Raw genomic sequence first — 17,991 nt, 5'->3', positions numbered from 1 at the left:
TTAAGGCCTGAGGAAACGGCGCCGCGCCGGCAAACCCGTTTGGTACCGCCAGGTAACCTTGGGTCCGTGAGTACGGGCGGATTCGACGTGTATGCACGCTTGGGAACGCTGCTGACCGCCATGGTGACCCCGTTCGCCCCGGACGGCTCCCTGGATCTGCCCGCCGCGGCCCGACTGGCGACACACCTGGTCGACGCCGGCTGCGACGGTCTGGTGATATCCGGAACCACCGGCGAATCACCCACCACCACCGACGCCGAGAAGCTCGCGCTGCTGCGGGCTGTGCTCGAAGCCGTCGGCGACCGCGCCCGCGTGATCGCCGGCGCCGGCACCTACGACACCGCACACAGCGTCCACCTCGCGAAGGCCAGCGCGGCCGAGGGCGCGCACGGTCTGCTGGTCGTCACGCCCTACTACTCGCGGCCGCCGCAAGCCGGTTTGCTCGCGCACTTCACCGCGGTCGCCGACGCGACCCCGCTGCCGGTGCTGCTCTACGACATCCCGCCGCGCTCGGTGGTGCCGATCGAATACGAGACGCTGCGCGCCCTGGCAGCGCACCCGAACATCGTCGGCGTCAAAGACGCCAAAGGCGATCTACACGCCGGTACCCAGTTGATGGCCGAAACCGGTCTGGCCTACTACTCCGGTGACGACGCACTGAATCTGCCCTGGCTGGCAATGGGCGCAACCGGTTTCATCAGCGTCATCTCCCACGTGGCGCCCGGCCAGTTGCGGGACTTGTTGACCGCCTTCGCTTCTGGCGACCATGCCACCGCACGCAAAATCAACGTCGCGGTCGCGTCGCTGTGCAACGCGATGAGCCGGCTGGGCGGAGTCACGTTCTCCAAAGCGGGATTACGCCTGCAGGGCATCGAGGTCGGCGATCCGCGGCTGCCGCAGGTCGCCGCGACTCCCGAGCAGATCGACGCACTGGCTGCCGACATGCGCGCAGCTTCGGTGCTCAGGTAACCAGAGGGTCGCCCGCAGGTGGAACCAGACCTTAAGCCGCCGGGTCCGTTGGCCGTGGGTGGTCTGCGGGTGACAGCGCTCGGCGGGATCAGCGAAATCGGCCGCAACATGACGGTTTTCGAGCACTTGGGCCGGCTACTCATCATCGACTGCGGGGTGATGTTTCCCACCCACGACGAGCCCGGCGTCGACCTCATCCTCCCCGACCTTCGTCACATCGAACACCGGCTCGACGACGTCGAGGCCCTGGTGCTCACCCATGCGCACGAAGACCACATCGGGGCGATTCCGTTCCTGCTCAAGCTGCGCCCCGACATTCCGGTCGTCGGATCGAAGTTCACCCTGGCGTTGGTTGCGGCGAAATGCCGTGAGCACCGGGTCAAGCCGGTGTTCGTCGAAGTCGCCGAGGGGATGCGCACCACCCACGGCGTATTCGAATGCGAGTACTTCGCCGTCAACCACTCCATCCCCGACGCGTTGGCCATCGCGGTGCGCTCCGGTGCCGGGACCGTCCTGCACACCGGCGACATCAAACTCGACCAACTTCCTCTCGACGGCCGGCCTACCGATCTGCCGGGCATGTCCAGGCTCGGCGACGCCGGGGTCGATCTGTTCCTGTGCGATTCGACCAACGCCGAGATCCCCGGTGTGGGCCCGTCGGAGAGTGAAGTCGGGCCGTCGCTGCACCGGCTGATCCGCGGCGCGACGGGACGCGTCATCGTGGCGTGCTTCGCGTCCAATGTCGATCGCGTGCAACAGATCGTCGACGCCTCGGTGGCGTTGGGCAGGCGGGTGTCGTTCGTCGGACGATCCATGGTGCGCAACATGGGTATCGCGCGAGAACTCGGATTTCTCACGGTGGACGAGTCAGATCTGGTCGACATCGGCGCCGCGGAGATGATGTCGCCGGACCAGGTGGTGCTGATCACCACCGGTACCCAAGGTGAGCCGATGTCGGCGTTGTCGCGGATGTCACGCGGTGAGCATCGCAGCATCACGCTGACCGCAGAAGACCTGATCATCTTGTCGTCCTCGCTGATTCCGGGCAACGAAGAAGCCGTTTACGGCGTCATCGACGAGCTGTCCAAGCTCGGTGCTCGTGTGGTCACCAACCAGCAAGTGCGCGTGCATGTTTCGGGTCACGCATATTCGGGCGAGCTGTTGTTTTTATACAACGGCATCCGCCCGCGCAACGTCATGCCGGTGCACGGAACCTGGCGGATGCTGCGGGCGAACGCGAAGCTGGCCGCCAGCACCGGGGTGCCCGAAGAGTCGATTGTATTGGCCGAGAACGGCGTTAGCGTTGACCTGGTCGGCGGAGCAGTGAGCATCGCCGGTGCGGTCCCGGTCGGCAAGATGTTCGTCGACGGCCTGATCACCGGTGACGTCGGTGACACCACGCTGGGCGAGCGGCTGATTTTGTCGTCGGGCTTCGTCGCGGTGACCGTGGTCGTGCGCCGCGAGACCGGCCAGCCCGCAGCGCCGCCGCAGCTACACTCGCGCGGCTTCTCCGAAGACCCCAAGGCATTGGAGCCCGCCGTGCGTAAGGTCGAGGCGGAGCTGGAATCGCTTGTGGCGCAGAATGTCATTGATCCGACCCGGATCGCGCAAGCAGTCCGGCGCACGGTCGGCAAGTGGGTGGGGGAGACCTATCGACGCCAGCCGATGATCGTGCCCACCGTCATCGAAATCTGACCTCTGCGTCGATGAGACCCATCGCTTCGATGATGTGGCCGAACAGCATTCCAACGAAGGCCGCGAGTTGACTCCGCGCCAGAATCAGTTGCTGCCGTAGCGGCGTCGCCTTGGTGAAGTCGCCGCCGGCCATCTGGTCGAGCAGTGCGATCCCGCCGATGTACTGGTTGCGAAGTTCGGCCACGCGTTGCCGCAGCGATCCCACCGCGTGCAGGCCGCCGGGCGCGACGTTCAACACCGATAACAGCCGGTCGACGTAAATCGTCGCGCGATGCTCATCGGGGTCATTGTGCGGCCCGAGATCCAAACGGAGAGTTGCGGCGTCGAGCACTGCCGCCTGATGCGGCGACAAATAGCGATACGCCGGTTCGGCACAAGCCCCCGGCAGTAAGCCCGGTAGCGGGACAGCCTCGTCGCTGGCCACGTGTCGAGTATCGCCCTTCCGGCGGTCGCGCAGTGGGAACGCCCACGTCACGGCGTGTCGGGGCCTACGTCTTCTCGGCATATGCGGTCCATTCGATCGGCGATGCGGTGAGGTGACGACCGGTCGGTTCGATGTAGCGCTGCGTGATCAGGTCCGGTCCGGCTTGCTCGCAGAGCTGCCACCCGTGTCCGGCCAGAAATGTGGCAACCTCCTGCGGCGGCAACCCGAAGTGCCACACCCGTTCGCGCTGCACGAACCTGCGATACAGGGGTTCGGCGCCGTAGAGGTTGATGCCGTCGATGAAATCTTGTCGGACATAGGTGAACACGAGCCGGCTTCCGGCCGGAGCCGACCGCAGCTTGTCCAGCGTGGTGTGCACCGCGTTCGGGCTCAGATATTGCGTCACGGCTTCCCAGACGAAAAAGGTGCGAGCGTCGGCGCGGTAACCGTGATCGGCCAGGACCGCCATCACGTCGTCGCGTTCGAAGTCGACCGGCACCAACCGAACCGAGTTGGGCTGCGCGCCCAGGGCCCGTCGCACGGCCGCGGTTTTGCGGGCGACGTTGACGGGCTGATCGACCTCGAAGATCGGAACGGGGGATGTTCTGGCCAATCGGTAAGCGAGCGTGTCGAATCCAGCACCCAGCACCACCACCGCATCGATATCGTCGAGCGCCGCGGTGACCTTCTCGGCGATGTAGCGTTTGCGGCAGATCATGCTGGCCCACAGCCCGGGCCCTTCGCGTTCCATTGCGGCGATCGTCAACCGCCGCAGTAGATTTAGCGGCGCGTAGGTCACCAGCCACCGAGTCGCGGCGGGCAGGAACTGCCGCGCCAGATCGTCGTCCACCAGTCGCCGGCCCGGCCGCTCGCTCTGCTCGACGGCGACGAGCGCCATCGGGCCGAAAGCCGTCTGTGCCGCCGGGTTTCGGGCCACGCTAACGCTTGTTCAGATAGCCGGCATCCACGGGCAGGGTGATACCGGTGATGTAGCGGGCGTGGTCGGAGACCAGCCACGCGACAGCGTTGGCGATGTCGTCCACCGTGAGAACCTGCACCGGCATCGCATTGCCCATATCCGGCGGCGAACTCGACTCTGCCAGCATGGCGGCCAGCCATTGCCGGGTGTGCTCATTGTTGATCATCGGGGTGTCGACGCCGGCGGGGTGCACCGAGTTGACCCGAATACTATGCGGGGCAAGGTGATTCGCGTATACACGCATGAGCCCGACCAGTCCGTGCTTGGCGGCCGCGTAGCCGATCGAGCCGGCGTCGGAGCTGCCGATACCGGCCAATCCGGCCGCCGAACTGATCAGGACTATCGAGCCGCCGTCGCCCTGGGCGACCATTGTCGGTATCGCCGCCTCCACGGTGTGGTGAACGCCGGTGAGGTTGACGTCGATGACGTCGCGCCAGCCGTCGGCGCCCGACTGCATGGGAGCGATCCCCGCATTGGCTACCACGATGTCGAGTCGGCCGAATTCGTCAAGACCGGCCTGCACCGCGGCGTCCAACGCTGCCCGGTCGCGCACATCGCCCTGCTTGGCGACGACGCGCGCGCCGGTGTCTTCGACGAGTTTGACGGTGGCGGCCAGATCGTCGGCGGTGGCCAACGGATACGGCACGCTGGCGATCTGCTCGCACAGATCGACGGCGATGATGTCCGCGCCCTCGGCCGCCAGCCGGACCGCATGCGCGCGGCCCTGACCGCGGGCAGCGCCGGTGATCAGAGCGACCTTGCCCGTCAGCGAGCCGTCCGGTGATGCGCCCATCAGTGGCGCAAGACTCCCTGCTCGAGGGTGCCTGCCGGTACCGGCTGCAGCATCTTGATGTCGGGCGCACCGGCCAGGTGCTCGCCCGCCGCGGCGAACATCTTGCCGATCGCGGGGGCGGTGCTGTGGGTCTTGAGCGCCTCTTCGTCGGCCCACTGCTCGACGAAGACGAAGGTCTCGCCGGACTGGTGCAGTGAATACAGCTGACAGCCCGGTTCGTCGTGCACCTCCTCGACCGCCTTGGTGAGAATGTCGCGGACGGTGTCGACCGACTCCGGTTTGACGGTCAGGGTGGCGACGACGACGACGGGCATGGGGGCCTCCTGCAGGCTTCTGAGCAGCGAGTTGCTACGTGACGGATGTCACCCTACTCAGCTGTTTCGGCCGCTGAGCCGCCGGTGGCATGGTCACGGCGAGGTAACCAGTGTGGCGGATGGTGTAGATGGTGCCTTTGCGATTAGGCTTGCCGTTATGGCTAGCAAGACTGTCGCGCGGTCCGGCGCTCGAACGAGCAGGTCAAAGGCGGCTCCGCGAGGCGGATCCCGGGCCGCGCAGCCGCGGAAGAAACCGGCCCGTCGGCCGGCCCCGGCTCGCCGGCCGGCCGGGCGGCGTCAGCACGGAGTGATGGCCGGCGCGGGCCTGACCGCGGGCCGGGCGGTGCGTGCGACGTGGCTGTTGCTGGCCAAGGGGACCGGTAGCACCGCACGGTCGGTGGGCCGGGCCCGCGACATCGACCCGGGCCACCGTCGCGACGGCATGGCGTTGGCCCTCCTCGGCATCGCGGTGGTGATCGCCGCCAGTTCGTGGTTCGACGCGGCGCGCCCGGTCGGCGCGTGGGTCGACTCCGTTGTCCGCATTTTCATCGGCTCGGCGGTCGTGGTGCTGCCGCTCGTGCTGGCGGCGGTCGCGGTGCTGCTGATGCGCACCGAACCGAACCCAGAGGCCCGGCCTCGGCTGGTGCTGGGCGCCGCGATGGTGGCGCTGCCGGTGCTGGGCCTGTGGCATCTGTGGGCCGGCTCGCCCGACACCCCGGCCGGGCGCGCACACGCCGCAGGGTTCGTCGGCTTCGCGATCGGGGGCCCGCTCTCCGAAGGGCTGACCAAGTGGATCTGCGCGCCGCTGCTCTTCATCGGCGCACTGTTCGGACTGCTGCTGTTGACCGGCACCACAATTCGCGAAGTGCCCGAGACTTTGCGGTCGATGTTCGGCACCCGGATGTTCGACGACCACGACGGCGACGACGGGTACTACGACGACATTGACGCCGAAAGTGGTGTCGCTGAAGACTTTTCCGACGGCTACTACGACGATGCCTCGGCCTACGGCGGCGACGAAGACCAGGCGTGGCCGTCGAGCGCCGAGTCGGCCACGCCGGACGACACCCCGACGGTGCCCGAGCCGGCGATCTCACGCAGCCGTAAAAAAGAAGCCAAATCCGTTGCCAAGCAAGACACTTTGGTGCTCGACCGGGTCGTCGACGGCCCTTACACACTGCCGTCGCTGAATCTACTGGTCGCCGGTGACCCGCCGAAAAAACGCAGCGCCGCCAACGACCAGATGGCCGACTCGATCACCTCGGTGTTGCAGCAGTTCAAGGTCGACGCCGCGGTCACCGGCTGCACTCGCGGGCCGACCGTGACGCGCTACGAAGTCGAGCTGGGCCCCGGCGTCAAGGTGGAGAAGATCACCGCGCTGCAGAAGAACATCGCCTACGCGGTAGCCACCGAAAGCGTCCGGATGCTGGCGCCGATCCCGGGCAAGTCCGCCGTCGGCATCGAGGTACCCAACACCGACCGCGAAATGGTGCGCCTCGCAGACGTTCTCACCGCGCCGTCGACCCGTCGTGACCACCACCCGCTGGTGATCGGGCTGGGCAAGGACATCGAAGGCGACTTCATCTCGGCGAACCTGGCCAAGATGCCGCACTTGCTGGTCGCCGGATCCACCGGTTCGGGTAAGTCCAGCTTCGTCAACTCGATGCTGGTGTCGCTGTTGGCTCGAGCCACTCCCGAGGAGGTCAGGATGATCCTGATCGACCCGAAGATGGTGGAACTGACGCCGTATGAAGGCATTCCGCACCTGATCACACCGATCATCACCCAGCCGAAGAAAGCGGCGGCGGCGCTGGCGTGGCTGGTCGAGGAGATGGAGCAGCGCTACCAGGACATGCAGGCGTCCCGGGTGCGTCACATCGACGACTTCAACGCGAAGGTCCGCAGCGGCGAGATCACCGCGCCGCTGGGCAGTCAACGCGAATACCGCCCGTACCCGTATGTGGTGGCGATCGTCGACGAGCTGGCCGACCTGATGATGACCGCGCCGCGCGACGTCGAAGACGCCATCGTGCGGATCACCCAAAAGGCCCGTGCCGCAGGCATTCACCTGGTGCTGGCCACCCAGCGGCCCTCCGTCGACGTCGTGACCGGCTTGATCAAGACCAACGTGCCGTCTCGGCTGGCCTTTGCGACGTCGTCGCTCACCGACAGCCGGGTGATCCTGGACCAGGCCGGCGCCGAAAAGCTGATCGGTATGGGCGACGGCCTGTTCCTGCCCATGGGCGCGAGCAAGCCGCTGCGTCTGCAGGGCGCGTACATCACCGACGAGGAGATCCACGCCGTCGTCACCGCCTGCAAGGACCAGGCCGAGCCCGAATACACCGAGGGTGTCACCGCAGCCAAGACCACCGGTGAGCGCAAGGACGTCGACCCGGACATCGGTGACGACATGGACGTCTTCCTGCAAGCCGTCGAGTTGGTGGTGTCAAGCCAGTTCGGCTCCACCTCGATGCTGCAGCGCAAGCTCCGCGTCGGGTTCGCCAAAGCCGGCCGGCTGATGGACCTGATGGAGACCCGCGAAATCGTCGGCCCCAGTGAAGGTTCCAAAGCGCGCGACGTGTTGGTCAAGCCCGAGGATCTGGCCGCAACGCTGATGCTGATCCGCGGCGGCTCCAACGCCGACGGCTCTGACGCTGAGTCCGAAACATAAAGAGCTGACGCCGGCTACGTCAGAAGAGAGCCGGCGGGTAGACGGCGCGGCGTCCCTCGGGTGGCATCACGTACGACGTCATCGTCCGGCACTCTGACCGCCGTCCACGTGCAATATCTCGCCGGTCACAAAAGGTGAGTTCTCCAAGAACATCACGGCGTCGACGACATCGTCGATCTCACCCACCCGGCCCACGGGATGCCTTTTGGCCAGGGCGTCATAACTCGCCGGGTCGTGCATCGGGGTGCGGATGTCACCGAGAGCAACGGCGTTGCAACGGATTCCCCGCTTCGCGTACTCGATTGCCAGTTCCTTGGTCACCGCGTTGAGGCCCCCTTTGGTCAGCGACGCCAGCGCGGACGGGAGTGCAGAATCAGCGTGGTCGACCAGACTGGTCGAGATGTTGACCAGGTGGCCGCCTGCGCCGATGCTGAGCATCGCCGACACCGCAGCGCGCGAAACCTCGAAGAAGCCACGCAGGTTGACCCCGGTGATGGCGTCGAAGTCGGCGTCGGTGTACTCGGTGAAGGGCTTGGCGATGAAAATTCCGGCGTTGTTGACCACCGTCCGGATCCCTCCGAACCGCTCCAGCGCGGCGTCGACAATACGTTGCCCGACGCCGGGTTGCGCTATGTCTCCGGCTACCGCCAGCACCATCGGATCGTCGCTCTGCGACACGTTTCGCGAGTTGGCGACGACGGCGTAACCGAGCCTGCGGTACCCCGCAACCAAGCCGGCGCCGATGCCTTGGGACGCGCCGGTGATGATGGCAACGGGTTGAGAACTCACACCCCTGCACCTTTCCTGATCAAAGGACCAGCAGCATCCGCGAATTACCCAACGTGTTCGGCTTGACGTAGCTGAGGTCGAGAAATTCCGCGACACCGATGTCGTACGAGCGGCGCATCTCCTCGAACACCTCGGGAGTCACCGGAGTGCCCTCGATCTCGGCGAACCCGTGTCGGCCGAAGAACTCCGTCTCGAAGGTCAACACGAACAGTCGCTCCAGTCGAAGTTCGCGGGCCACCCGGAGAAGCTGATCCACGATCGCGTGGCCGATACCGCGGCCGGTCACCGAAGGGTGCACGGCCACCGTGCGGATCTCGCCGAGATCGGCCCACAACACGTGCAGAGCGCCGCAACCGATCACCACACCCTGATGCTCGGCCACCCAGAACTCCTGGACCGATTCGTACAGCGTGACCAGGTTCTTTTCCAGCAGGATCTTGCCTGCGTAGGTGTCGACGAGCTGCTTGATCGCAGGTACGTCCGAGGTGCGCGCGCGACGGATCGTCGGCCCGTTGGCCGGTGGTCCGCTCGCTTCGTTCACGAATTGCAGACTATCGGCTACGGCTCCTCGAACCGGTAACCGATATTCTGTTGCCGTGTCGGGGCAGCCTCAACCAGGTCCGGTGGTCCCGCGCGTTCGCGTCACCAACCTCGCCAACGTGCTCACGCTCTTGCGGCTGGTCCTGGTGCCGGTGTTCCTGTTGGCGTTGTTCGCCGGCAACGGACACGAAACTCCCAGCCGCATCATCGCTTTCGTGGTGTTCGCCGTCGCGGTCATCACCGATCGGCTCGATGGCGCGCTGGCCCGCAACTACGGCATGGTGACCGAATTCGGCACGATGGCCGACCCTATCGCGGACAAGACCTTGATTGGCGCGGCCCTGATCGGGCTCTCGATGCTCGGGGATCTGCATTGGTGGGTGACGGGGGTCATCCTGGCTCGGGAGGTCGGAATCACCGTGCTGCGCTTCGTGATGCTGCGCCACGGCGTCATCCCCGCCAGCCGCGGCGGCAAGCTCAAGACCCTTGTCCAGGCCGTCGCCATCGGGCTGTTCGTGCTGCCGGTCTCGGGGCTCTGGCTGAAGGCGGCCTGGGTGATGATGGCGGCCGCCATCGTGCTGACGTTGGTCACCGGGCTGGACTATGTCGTCTCGGCCGTCAAGGATTCCCGTGGACGACCCGCTGCTGACTGAGGATGCGCGCGGACTCGTCGCCGATCTGACCGTTCGCAAGCAAAGCGTCGCGACCGCCGAGTCGCTCACCGCCGGTCTGCTCGCGGCGACGCTGGCCGGCGTGCCCGGCGCCAGTGAAGTCCTGCGCGGCGGCCTGGTCACCTACACCGAACGCACCAAGGTGTCGCTGGCCGGTGTCGCGCCGCAGATTCTCGAGGAGGTCGGACCGGTTGCCGCCCCGACCGCGCGGGCGCTGGCCGTCGGTGCTCGTCAACGCTGCGACGCGACCTGGGGCGTGGGGTTGACCGGCGTCGCCGGACCCGATCCCCATGGCGGGCATGAGGTGGGCACGGTCTTCATGGGCCTGGCGGGCCCGGTCGACACCGAGGTGGTCGAGCTGCGGCTATCCGGGACGCGCTGGGACATCAGGCTCGCGGCGGTGCGGGAGTCGATCAGCCGGCTTCGGGCGCTCGTCACAGCGGCGTAGACCTCCGGCGACGATGCGAGCCGCAGCGGCTCGCTGAGGAGACGGTCACAGAAATCGCTGCGGGGAACCAATGGCCGAGCGACGTGCGTTGACCTGATGAAGAATCTTGTTGTCCGGACGTAAGGAGAGCGCGATGCCGTCATTGCTGCGCGAAGTTCTCGGCGACGTGCTGCGTCAAGCCCGCATCACGCAAGGTCGGACGCTGCGACAGGTGTCCGACAGCGCGCGGGTCAGCCTCGGATACCTTTCCGAGGTCGAGCGCGGTCGTAAAGAGGCATCCAGCGAGCTGCTCAGCGCGATCTGCGACGCGCTGGACGTGCCGCTGTCACAACTGCTCACCGACGCCAGCGAACAGCTGACCGTCCAAGAGTCGGCGCAGGAGCCGACCGTGGTCGACTCCCTGACGGCGGCCAACATCGACGCCAGCACCAAGGTCGTCATCCCGCCGGTGGTGTCGTTGGCTATCGCCTAGGCCGGGGTGGAGACGATAAGTTGACCCTGACGACAGACATCTACACACGAAGGCGGAGCTAACCGATGGCCAACCCGTTCGTCAAAGCGTGGAAGTACGTCATGGCGCTGTTCAATGCCAAGATCGACGAGCACGCCGACCCCAAGGTGCAGATCCAGCAGGCCATTGAGGAAGCGCAGCGTCAGCACCAGGCGCTGACCCAGCAAGCCGCACAGGTGATCGGCAACCAACGCCAACTCGAGATGCGGCTCAACCGCCAGCTCGCCGACATCGAAAAGCTCCAGGTCAATGTCCGCCAAGCGGTGACGTTGGCCGACAAGGCCACCGCTGACGGCGACACCGCCAAGGCCACCGAGTACAACAACGCTGCCGAGGCGTTCGCCGCGCAATTGGTGACTGCCGAGCAGAGCGTGGAAGACCTCAAGGTGCTGCACGACCAGGCGCTCGGCGCCGCCGCGCAGGCCAAGAAGGCCGTCGAGCAGAACGCCATGGTGCTGCAGCAGAGGATCGCCGAGCGCACCAAGCTGCTCAGCCAGCTCGAGCAGGCCAAGATGCAGGAGCAGGTCAGTAAGTCGCTGCGGTCGATGAGTGAGATCGCCGCGCCCGGCACCACGCCGAACCTCGACGAGGTACGCGACAAGATCGAGCGCCGCTACGCCAACGCCCTCGGCCAGGCCGAGCTGGCACAGAACTCGGTGCAGGGCCGCATGATCGAGGTCGAGCAGGCCGGGGTGGAAATGGCCGGCCACTCCCGCCTCGAGCAGATCCGAGCCTCGATGCGCGGCGAGGCCTTGCCGGCCGGCGGCGCGACCGCCGAACCGACGGCCGGCCCCGGAACCCCAGCGGCAGCGCCTCAGGCCGCACCCACCGAGAAACCGCTCGGTCAGTAGCGCGGACGCGCGGGCGATGGCAGTGCAGTCCGGTCGCAGCGGGGTATGGCGGACGCTGCTGTTGCGCGGGCTCGACACGGCCAGCGATCTTTCCGAGCTGGTTTTCCAAAAGATCAGCGCCGCAACCGATCCCAGGGAAAGACAGCTGCGGCGTCGCCGCCGTGCGCTGCGCTGGGGTCTGATCTTCGCCGCGGGGACCGTCTTCTGGGCCGTGGTGACCGCGATCCTGGCGGCCTGGGGATGGTTCGCGCTACTACTGGAGATCACCGGAGGAGTAGCTGTCGCGCAAGCGATGGTCGCAACGCTGCTGCTGATCCGGTACCGCTGGCTGAAGGCAGACCCGCTGCCACCACAACGTCCGACTAGCCTTCGTCGTTTGCCACCGCCGAGTTCAGCGGCCCGGCCGGCGATGTACGCACTGGGCGCTTCCGAGCGGGGTTTCTTCTCCCTGCTGGGCGTCATGGAGCGCGGTAACATGTTGCCCGACACCGAGATTCGCGACTTGACGGCGGCGGCCAAGCGGAGTTCGGCGGCGATGGCCGCCACTGCCGCAGAGGTGGTGTCGATGGAGCGTGCGGCGCACGGCACCCCGCAGTCACGGTCCTACCTGGCGCCCACGATCAACGCGTTCACCGCACAGCTCAGCGCTGGCGTGCGTCAATACAACGAAATGGTCACCGCGGCCGCGCAATTGGTGTCATCCGCGAACGCCGACGGTGGCGCGGCGCTGGTCGCGTCTCGGCAGCGGTATCGCGCGGAGCTGGCGGGCGCGACCGACCGCCTTGTCGGGTGGGCGCAGGCGTTCGACGAACTCGGCGGTCTGCCCCGGCGGGCGTAGCCGTCAGCCGTCGCGAGGCCCGTAGCGCTCGATGTACGACTGGCGCATCTGCTCTTCGCGCTTACTGCGGCGTGCGTCAACCAGATTCGGGTCGAGGCCGTGCACCTGCATCATGTGCCGGCGCCACACCTTGTTCAGCGCGTGCGAGAAGTACACGAACGGGATCAAGATCGGCAGCGTCATGCTCAGGTGCACGTCCAGCGTCGTCGGGATCAGCCAGAACGGGGCGAGCACCAGCACCGCCGGAACCGCGACCCGTCGCATCATCCGGCCCGTCGCGCCCTTACCGGTCAAATCGTTGCGCACCCAGTCCCGCATCGAATCGGGCAGCCGCGCGCCGCAGCAGTACCGGACGAACTGCCAGGCGTTGGGTCGTGCGCCGTTGTCTGACATGGTGATTAAAGCGATGCCCGCAGCGACGGCACCACGAGGCCAGCGAGGCCGCGAAGGGTCGCCTTGAACATGTCGAAGAAGTCGAAGTAGTCGCGCCAGAGCGTGATGTGCCCGTCGTGGACCTCGAAGACGCCACACACCCAGAACTGCAGGCGCAGCGGACCGAAGATCAACGCGTCGGTCCGCTCGGTGAGCACCGCCGCGCCGTCGGCTGCGATCCGGTGGATCTTCACCTCGAAGCCGCTGGCACCACCGAGGGAGCTGAACAGTTTCATGGCTCGGCGACGGCCGTGGATCGTCGGCAGGCCGACGTTCTGGTACACCAGATCTTCAGCTAGTACGGAGCCCGCGGTGTCGAGGTCGGCGTCCTGCAAAGCATGCAAGAAGACCTCGACAGTGCGGGTGTTTTCAAGGCTCTGCTCGGTCATGATCACCAGCCTAACCAGTCGCTGTGGCAGGGTAGGGCGATGCGCGTGGCGGTGGTGGCCGGACCGGACCCCGGCCACTCCTTTCCGGCGATCGCGCTGGGTCAGCGGTTCCGGGCGGCCGGGGATACACCGACCCTCCTGACCGGCGCCGAATGGCTTGCCACCGCGCGTGCCGCCGGTATCGACGCTGTCGAACTGACCGGGCTCGACCCGATGCAGGACGACGACGATGCCGATGCGGGAGCCAAGATCCACCAGCGCGCCGCGCGGATGGCCGTGCTGAATCGCGCGCAGCTGCAGGCGATGGAGCTCGATCTGGTGGTATCCGACGTGATCACCGCCTGCGGCGGGATGGCGGCCGAGCTGCTGGGAATTCCGTGGATCGAGCTCAACCCGCATCCGCTCTACCGCCCCTCCAAGGGTCTACCGCCGATCGGCAGCGGCTTGGCGCCGGGCACCGGGATTCGTGGCCGGCTGCGTGACTCCACGATGCGCGCGTTGACCGCGCGGTCGTTGCGGGCCGGCAATCGGCAGCGGGAGCAGGTCCGCGTCGAAATCGGTTTGCCCGCAAGTGATCCCGGGCCACTGCGGATGCTGATCGCGACGCTGCCAGCGCTAGAGGTTCCACGTCCGGACTGGCCGGCCGACGCGGTCGTGGTGGGTCCGCTGCACTTCGAGCCGACCGAGCAGGTGTTGCCGCTACCGCCCGGCTCGGGTCCCGTGGTGGTGGTGGCGCCGTCGACGGCGACGACCGGTGCCAAGGGAATGGCCGAGACGGCTCTGGAGAGCTTGGCATCCCTGGGCGTGCGTCTGGTGGTGTCGCGACTGGGCGGCCCGGAATTGGCGCTGCCCTCGTGGGCGGTCGCCGGGCTGGGGCGGCAAGACGATTTGCTCGCCCACGCCGACCTGATGGTCTGCGGCGGCGGGCACGGCATTGTGGCGAAGACGTTGTTGGCCGGCGTACCACTTGTGGTGGTCCCCGGCGGCGGCGATCAGTGGGAGATCGCCAACCGGGTGGCGCGCCAAGGCAGTGGGCGGCTGGTGCGGCCGTTGACGGGCGAGGCGCTGGCCGGTGCGGTCGCTGATGTGCTGGCGACGCCCGGCTACCGCGACGCCGCACGGCGCGCCGCGGTCGGCGCCGCCGACGTGGCCGACCCGGTGCAGGTGTGCCATCAGGCGCTCGCACTTGCCGGGTAGGTAGCTTGGCGGAGTGCGTCTGACGGAATTCAACGAACGGGTCACCCTGCGATTCGGCGCGACATACGGCGCCTCGGTGTTGGCCGACCACGTGCTGACCGGGTTCGACGGGCGCACCGCCGCGCAGGCGATCGAGGACGGGATCGAGCCACGCGACGTGTGGCGGGCGCTGTGCGCCGACTTCGACGTTCCCCGGGAGCAGTGGTGAGCCGGTTATAGGGCGGCGATGATCGCGATCAGGGCGATGATCGCGGTGACAACCAGTGCTGCTTGAAGGATGCGTACACGCGTGGCGAGGATTTGCGCTTGCTCGTGTGCTGAGGCGGCGTGGGTCCGCGCTGTCTCCAGCTGCTTCACGGCCGCCGTCAGCGCGTCGTGGTGGCGTTGGCTTTCGTTTTCCAGCCTGAGGTTTTCGTGGCGTCGCGACGCCTTGAGGTAGTCGCGAGTGTGGGCCACCTGATCGCCGAATTCGGCTGTGTCGGCTAGGTTTTCGGCGTCGATGAGGCGGGTCCCTGACATCAGCCAGTTGGCGTCGCGGTTACCGGCTTCCCATTCGGCGGCATAGCGTTGCAGGTCGTCCGCGGTGTTGAGGTTGTGCCGTTGCTCGCGTAGCCACCCATGCAGCTCGGTCCAGTCGTGCAGCAGGCTTCGGTGGGCGATCTCGACGAAGATCTCACCCACCTCACCGCGGTCACCGACGCCGCGTCGTTCCTTGACCAGGATTCGCTTGGCGACCAGGGCGTCGACGAGCGGCTGGCTGGCTTCGGGGATCTGACTCCAGCGCGCGACCCGGTGCACGTACTGATTGCCACCGTCGATGGTGGCCAGCCACGGGATGAACGCGTCCCGCAGAAGTTCGAGTTGGCGGGCTCGCTCGTCGGGATCGGCCGAAAGGACGTCGTCGACTTGGGAGTCGACGACGCTCGGCGGTCTGTTCGGCTCTGAGAACTCAGCCATCTAGGGCGGCGATCAGGGCCTTGATCTTGGTGGTCTCTTCCTGGGTGGTCGGCTCGCCGTTTTCGATGGCCTCGAGCAGATCCGCGCGGAGTCCGACACCGTTGGCCGCTTCCTGGATCGTCAGGTCGGCCCCGCGCCGAGCGGCGTAGATTTGCTGACCCAGCGACGCGGACGGCGCAAGCGCGGCGCGCTTCATCAGGGTGGCGTAGCTTCGGCGGGCTTGACTCAAGGCCACCACGACGGAGGGGGTGGCGCGGCTACGGCTGGCCGCAAGCGCCAACGACGCCTCGAGTTTGCGCAGACCGGTGAGGATCACGTCGGCGCGTTTGACGAAGCTGCCGTCCTTCTGGTCCGGCAAGGCCTCGATGGCCGCCTCGAACATGTGCATGGCCGCTTCGGCAGCGCCGACGATGGCCGGGGCCTCGCCGTCATCGGGCGTTTGTCCGCGGTCCGGCCGGATTGGCGGGGGTGTCGGGCGCTCGCCCTGGTGGTCGGATTTGTGGTCGACGACAGCGCCTTCGTGCGCAACCGGGGCGGTGTCCTCGGCAGGCTTCTTCTCCACCATTGCTTGTGAACCTTCCATAATCGCGGCCAGTCCGGCATCAGATGTGTGCTGTCGGCGCCGATTACGCCGCGACCGCGCTGTCGCAGGAGAGGCGCGCCAACAGCGCCCGGTTTGGGCGACCCTACGCAACGTAATTGCTGGCTGAACGTCTGCACCCAAACCGGCACAACCCTACGGTGGCGCAGGTGGCCGATACAAGGCCGAGGCGTTGAAGCTTCGGTGGGCGGGCGGCGCGCCGAAGACACGCCAGCGGCGCGCCTTCTTGCTTTCGAACACTTGTTCGCTACTGTGGTGATCGTTCGACAGATGCCGACTTGTCGGAGGGCTGCTTTAACGTCACGGCCAATCGACCAACACCGGTCAGACCGAACAACGACTACACCGAGAGGTAGCACCATGGCACAAGCCCCAGATCGCGAAAAGGCCCTCGAACTGGCGATGGCCCAGATCGAGAAGAGTCACGGCAAAGGGTCGGTGATGCGCCTCGGAGACGAAGTGCGTCAACCGATCTCGGTCATCCCCACCGGATCGATCGCGCTGGATGTGGCTTTGGGCATCGGCGGCCTGCCCCGCGGCCGCATCGTCGAGATCTACGGTCCGGAGTCCTCCGGTAAGACCACCGTCGCACTGCACGCGGTGGCCAACGCCCAAGCCGCGGGCGGCATCGCGGCGTTCATCGACGCCGAGCACGCGCTGGATCCCGACTACGCCCACAAGCTGGGTGTGGACACTGATTCGCTGCTGGTCAGCCAGCCGGACACCGGGGAGCAGGCCCTCGAGATCGCGGACATGCTGATCCGCTCGGGCGCGCTGGACATCCTGGTCGTCGACTCGGTGGCCGCACTGGTGCCGCGCGCGGAGATCGAGGGTGAGATGGGCGACAGCCATGTCGGCCTGCAGGCCCGGCTGATGAGCCAGGCGCTGCGAAAAATCACTGGCGCACTCAGCAATTCGGGCACGACGGCGATCTTCATCAACCAGCTTCGGGAGAAGATCGGCGTGATGTTCGGCTCGCCCGAGACCACCACGGGTGGAAAGGCTTTGAAGTTCTACTCGTCGGTGCGTCTAGACGTGCGACGGATCGAGACGCTGAAGGACGGCACCGACGCGGTCGGCAACCGCACCCGGGTCAAGGTCGTCAAGAACAAGGTGTCGCCGCCGTTCAAGCAGGCTGAGTTCGACATCCTCTACGGCCGTGGCATCAGCCGCGAAGGCTCGCTGATCGACATGGGTGTGGACCAGGGCTTCGTCCGTAAGTCCGGGTCGTGGTTCACCTACGAGGGCGAGCAGCTGGGGCAGGGTAAGGAAAACGCCCGCAACTTCCTGCTGGAGAACGCTGACGTGGCCAACGAGATCGAGAAGAAGATCAAGGAAAAGCTCGGCATCGGTGCCGTGCTGACCGACGAGCCCGCCAATGTCGAGCCCCTGCCCGCTCCCGTCGACTTCTGAGCCGTCTCGCGAAGAGCAGGCGCGGGCGTTGTGCCTGCGCCTGCTCACCGCGAGGGCCCATACCCGCGCCGAGCTGGCCGGCCAGCTGACCAAGCGCGGGTACCCCGACGATGTCAGCACCCGGGTACTCGATCGGCTCACCGACGTCGGATTGCTCGACGACACCGAATTCGCCGAGCAATGGGTGCACTCACGGCTGGCCAACGCGGGAAAAGGCAAGCGCGCATTGGCAGCTGAGCTGCACAGCAAGGGCGTCGACAAAGACGTGATCGCCTCGGTGCTCGGCGGCATCAATCCCGCCGCCGAGCGTGGCCGAGCCGAAGAGCTGGTTCGCAGGAAGCTGCGGCGCGAGAACCTCAGCGATGAGGCCGCCGATGCCCGGGTGACCCGCCGGCTGGTGGCAATGCTGGCGCGTCGCGGGTTCGGCCAGGGCATGGCCTTCGATGTGGTCAGCGTCGAGTTGGCCGGCGAGCGGGAGCGCCGGCGCGTCTAGGTCGCCCGAACGCCGG

At 66.7% G+C, this 17,991-nt stretch carries 22 protein-coding genes; 12 read left to right on the top strand and 10 right to left on the bottom strand.

All coding sequences use genetic code 11. From position 1 onward, the window contains the following. The first annotated feature begins 66 nt into the window (after positions 1-66). On the top strand, positions 67-969 hold the full coding sequence (gene dapA / locus A5658_RS06890) for a 4-hydroxy-tetrahydrodipicolinate synthase (protein ID WP_067332601.1): 903 nt from the start codon (positions 67-69) through the stop codon (positions 967-969). Positions 970-987: 18 nt separating this feature from the next. Beyond that, positions 988-2,664: a ribonuclease J gene (locus A5658_RS06885; RefSeq protein ID WP_067332599.1), complete on the top strand. Its 1,677-nt coding sequence runs from the start codon at positions 988-990 to the stop codon at positions 2,662-2,664. On the opposite strand, the gene A5658_RS06880 is transcribed toward A5658_RS06885, so the two are convergent. From A5658_RS06880 to A5658_RS06865, 4 genes are all read right to left on the bottom strand, one after another. Beyond that, on the bottom strand, positions 2,651-3,088 hold the full coding sequence (locus A5658_RS06880) for a hypothetical protein (protein WP_067332596.1): 438 nt from the start codon (positions 3,086-3,088) through the stop codon (positions 2,651-2,653). The genes A5658_RS06885 and A5658_RS06880 overlap by 14 nt on opposite strands. Positions 3,089-3,152: 64 nt before the next feature. Next, the gene (locus A5658_RS06875) at positions 3,153-4,025 is read right to left on the bottom strand and encodes an SAM-dependent methyltransferase (RefSeq protein ID WP_082992986.1); all 873 of its coding nucleotides are present in this window, start codon (positions 4,023-4,025) and stop codon (positions 3,153-3,155) included. 1 nt (position 4,026) lies between these two features. Continuing rightward, the gene (locus A5658_RS06870) at positions 4,027-4,860 is read right to left on the bottom strand and encodes a mycofactocin-coupled SDR family oxidoreductase (RefSeq protein WP_067332592.1); all 834 of its coding nucleotides are present in this window, start codon (positions 4,858-4,860) and stop codon (positions 4,027-4,029) included. Further along, positions 4,860-5,174, bottom strand: a complete 315-nt coding sequence (locus A5658_RS06865; protein WP_067332590.1) for a putative quinol monooxygenase — start codon at positions 5,172-5,174, stop codon at positions 4,860-4,862. Before A5658_RS06865 ends, A5658_RS06870 begins: the two co-directional genes overlap by 1 nt. 157 nt (positions 5,175-5,331) lie before the next feature. Between A5658_RS06865 and A5658_RS06860 the strand changes: the two genes are divergently transcribed. Further along, complete coding sequence (locus A5658_RS06860) at positions 5,332-7,845, top strand: DNA translocase FtsK (protein WP_067332588.1); 2,514 nt, start codon at positions 5,332-5,334, stop codon at positions 7,843-7,845. A 78-nt stretch (positions 7,846-7,923) separates the two neighbouring features. Here the strand turns inward: A5658_RS06860 and A5658_RS06855 are convergent, their stop codons facing one another. Beyond that, a complete protein-coding gene (locus A5658_RS06855) occupies positions 7,924-8,634 on the bottom strand; it encodes an SDR family NAD(P)-dependent oxidoreductase (RefSeq protein WP_067332586.1) in 711 nt (236 codons plus the stop codon). Between the two features lie 19 nt (positions 8,635-8,653). Then, on the bottom strand, positions 8,654-9,175 hold the full coding sequence (locus tag A5658_RS06850; protein ID WP_067332584.1) for an amino-acid N-acetyltransferase: 522 nt from the start codon (positions 9,173-9,175) through the stop codon (positions 8,654-8,656). 55 nt (positions 9,176-9,230) lie between these two features. On the opposite strand from A5658_RS06850, the gene pgsA reads away from it, so the two are divergent. From pgsA to A5658_RS06825, 5 genes are all read left to right on the top strand, one after another. Then, a complete protein-coding gene (pgsA, locus tag A5658_RS06845; RefSeq protein ID WP_067332582.1) occupies positions 9,231-9,827 on the top strand; it encodes a CDP-diacylglycerol--glycerol-3-phosphate 3-phosphatidyltransferase in 597 nt (198 codons plus the stop codon). Further along, on the top strand, positions 9,805-10,293 hold the full coding sequence (locus A5658_RS06840) for a CinA family protein (RefSeq protein WP_067332580.1): 489 nt from the start codon (positions 9,805-9,807) through the stop codon (positions 10,291-10,293). The genes pgsA and A5658_RS06840 overlap by 23 nt, the downstream gene beginning before the upstream one ends. A 133-nt stretch (positions 10,294-10,426) precedes the next feature. After that, positions 10,427-10,765 carry a transcriptional regulator ClgR gene (gene clgR, locus A5658_RS06835; RefSeq protein ID WP_067332578.1) on the top strand — a complete coding sequence of 113 codons (339 nt, stop codon included), beginning with the start codon at positions 10,427-10,429 and terminating at the stop codon, positions 10,763-10,765. A gap of 65 nt (positions 10,766-10,830) precedes the next feature. Further along, the gene (pspA, locus tag A5658_RS06830) at positions 10,831-11,655 is read left to right on the top strand and encodes a phage shock protein PspA (protein ID WP_067332576.1); all 825 of its coding nucleotides are present in this window, start codon (positions 10,831-10,833) and stop codon (positions 11,653-11,655) included. A gap of 16 nt (positions 11,656-11,671) precedes the next feature. Next, entirely contained in the window at positions 11,672-12,493 is an 822-nt protein-coding gene (locus A5658_RS06825; RefSeq protein ID WP_067332575.1) for a hypothetical protein, read from the top strand. Positions 12,494-12,496: 3 nt separating this feature from the next. Here the strand turns inward: A5658_RS06825 and A5658_RS06820 are convergent, their stop codons facing one another. Together A5658_RS06820 and A5658_RS06815 are read right to left on the bottom strand one after the other, a co-directional pair. After that, the gene (locus A5658_RS06820) at positions 12,497-12,886 is read right to left on the bottom strand and encodes a DUF5313 domain-containing protein (protein WP_067332572.1); all 390 of its coding nucleotides are present in this window, start codon (positions 12,884-12,886) and stop codon (positions 12,497-12,499) included. A 5-nt stretch (positions 12,887-12,891) separates the two neighbouring features. Further along, positions 12,892-13,314, bottom strand: coding sequence for a limonene-1,2-epoxide hydrolase family protein (locus A5658_RS06815; RefSeq protein WP_067332788.1), 423 nt, complete (start codon positions 13,312-13,314; stop codon positions 12,892-12,894). A gap of 39 nt (positions 13,315-13,353) precedes the next feature. Between A5658_RS06815 and A5658_RS06810 the strand changes: the two genes are divergently transcribed. Further along, positions 13,354-14,511: a glycosyltransferase gene (locus tag A5658_RS06810; RefSeq protein ID WP_067332570.1), complete on the top strand. Its 1,158-nt coding sequence runs from the start codon at positions 13,354-13,356 to the stop codon at positions 14,509-14,511. A gap of 13 nt (positions 14,512-14,524) precedes the next feature. Beyond that, entirely contained in the window at positions 14,525-14,719 is a 195-nt protein-coding gene (locus A5658_RS06805) for a DUF3046 domain-containing protein (RefSeq protein ID WP_067332568.1), read from the top strand. 5 nt (positions 14,720-14,724) lie between these two features. Here the strand turns inward: A5658_RS06805 and A5658_RS06800 are convergent, their stop codons facing one another. Beyond that, positions 14,725-15,468 (bottom strand): hypothetical protein, encoded by a 744-nt coding sequence (locus A5658_RS06800; RefSeq protein ID WP_067332566.1) that lies wholly within the window; start codon positions 15,466-15,468, stop codon positions 14,725-14,727. Next, on the bottom strand, positions 15,461-15,856 hold the full coding sequence (locus A5658_RS06795) for a RodZ family helix-turn-helix domain-containing protein (RefSeq protein WP_231997239.1): 396 nt from the start codon (positions 15,854-15,856) through the stop codon (positions 15,461-15,463). Before A5658_RS06795 ends, A5658_RS06800 begins: the two co-directional genes overlap by 8 nt. A gap of 573 nt (positions 15,857-16,429) precedes the next feature. Between A5658_RS06795 and recA the strand changes: the two genes are divergently transcribed. Continuing rightward, positions 16,430-17,482, top strand: coding sequence for a recombinase RecA (gene recA / locus A5658_RS06790; RefSeq protein ID WP_067332564.1), 1,053 nt, complete (start codon positions 16,430-16,432; stop codon positions 17,480-17,482). Continuing rightward, the gene (recX, locus tag A5658_RS06785; protein ID WP_067332562.1) at positions 17,448-17,975 is read left to right on the top strand and encodes a recombination regulator RecX; all 528 of its coding nucleotides are present in this window, start codon (positions 17,448-17,450) and stop codon (positions 17,973-17,975) included. Before recA ends, recX begins: the two co-directional genes overlap by 35 nt. The last annotated feature ends 16 nt before the right edge of the window (positions 17,976-17,991 follow it).

Source organism: Mycobacterium sp. 1245111.1 (genome assembly GCF_001673405.1).
Classification (GTDB): Bacteria; Actinomycetota; Actinomycetes; order Mycobacteriales; family Mycobacteriaceae; genus Mycobacterium.
The sequence above is the reverse complement of the archived record's forward strand: the minus strand, read 5'-3'. Positions and strand labels throughout refer to the sequence as shown.

Bases quoted from the DNA above. Each gene is read 5' to 3' on its own strand.
- A5658_RS06870 (WP_067332592.1), bottom strand. From the start codon at position 4,860: ATGGGCGCATCACCGGACGGCTCGCTGACGGGCAAGGTCGCTCTGATC.
- A5658_RS06865 (WP_067332590.1), bottom strand. From the start codon at position 5,174: ATGCCCGTCGTCGTCGTCGCCACCCTGACCGTCAAACCGGAGTCGGTC.
- A5658_RS06860 (WP_067332588.1), top strand. From the start codon at position 5,332: ATGGCTAGCAAGACTGTCGCGCGGTCCGGCGCTCGAACGAGCAGGTCA.
- clgR (WP_067332578.1), top strand. From the start codon at position 10,427: ATGCCGTCATTGCTGCGCGAAGTTCTCGGCGACGTGCTGCGTCAAGCC.
- pspA (WP_067332576.1), top strand. From the start codon at position 10,831: ATGGCCAACCCGTTCGTCAAAGCGTGGAAGTACGTCATGGCGCTGTTC.
- A5658_RS06825 (WP_067332575.1), top strand. From the start codon at position 11,672: ATGGCAGTGCAGTCCGGTCGCAGCGGGGTATGGCGGACGCTGCTGTTG.
- A5658_RS06820 (WP_067332572.1), bottom strand. From the start codon at position 12,886: ATGTCAGACAACGGCGCACGACCCAACGCCTGGCAGTTCGTCCGGTAC.
- A5658_RS06815 (WP_067332788.1), bottom strand. From the start codon at position 13,314: ATGACCGAGCAGAGCCTTGAAAACACCCGCACTGTCGAGGTCTTCTTG.
- A5658_RS06810 (WP_067332570.1), top strand. From the start codon at position 13,354: ATGCGCGTGGCGGTGGTGGCCGGACCGGACCCCGGCCACTCCTTTCCG.
- A5658_RS06800 (WP_067332566.1), bottom strand. From the start codon at position 15,468: ATGGCTGAGTTCTCAGAGCCGAACAGACCGCCGAGCGTCGTCGACTCC.
- A5658_RS06795 (WP_231997239.1), bottom strand. From the start codon at position 15,856: ATGCACATGTTCGAGGCGGCCATCGAGGCCTTGCCGGACCAGAAGGAC.
- recA (WP_067332564.1), top strand. From the start codon at position 16,430: ATGGCACAAGCCCCAGATCGCGAAAAGGCCCTCGAACTGGCGATGGCC.
- recX (WP_067332562.1), top strand. From the start codon at position 17,448: ATGTCGAGCCCCTGCCCGCTCCCGTCGACTTCTGAGCCGTCTCGCGAA.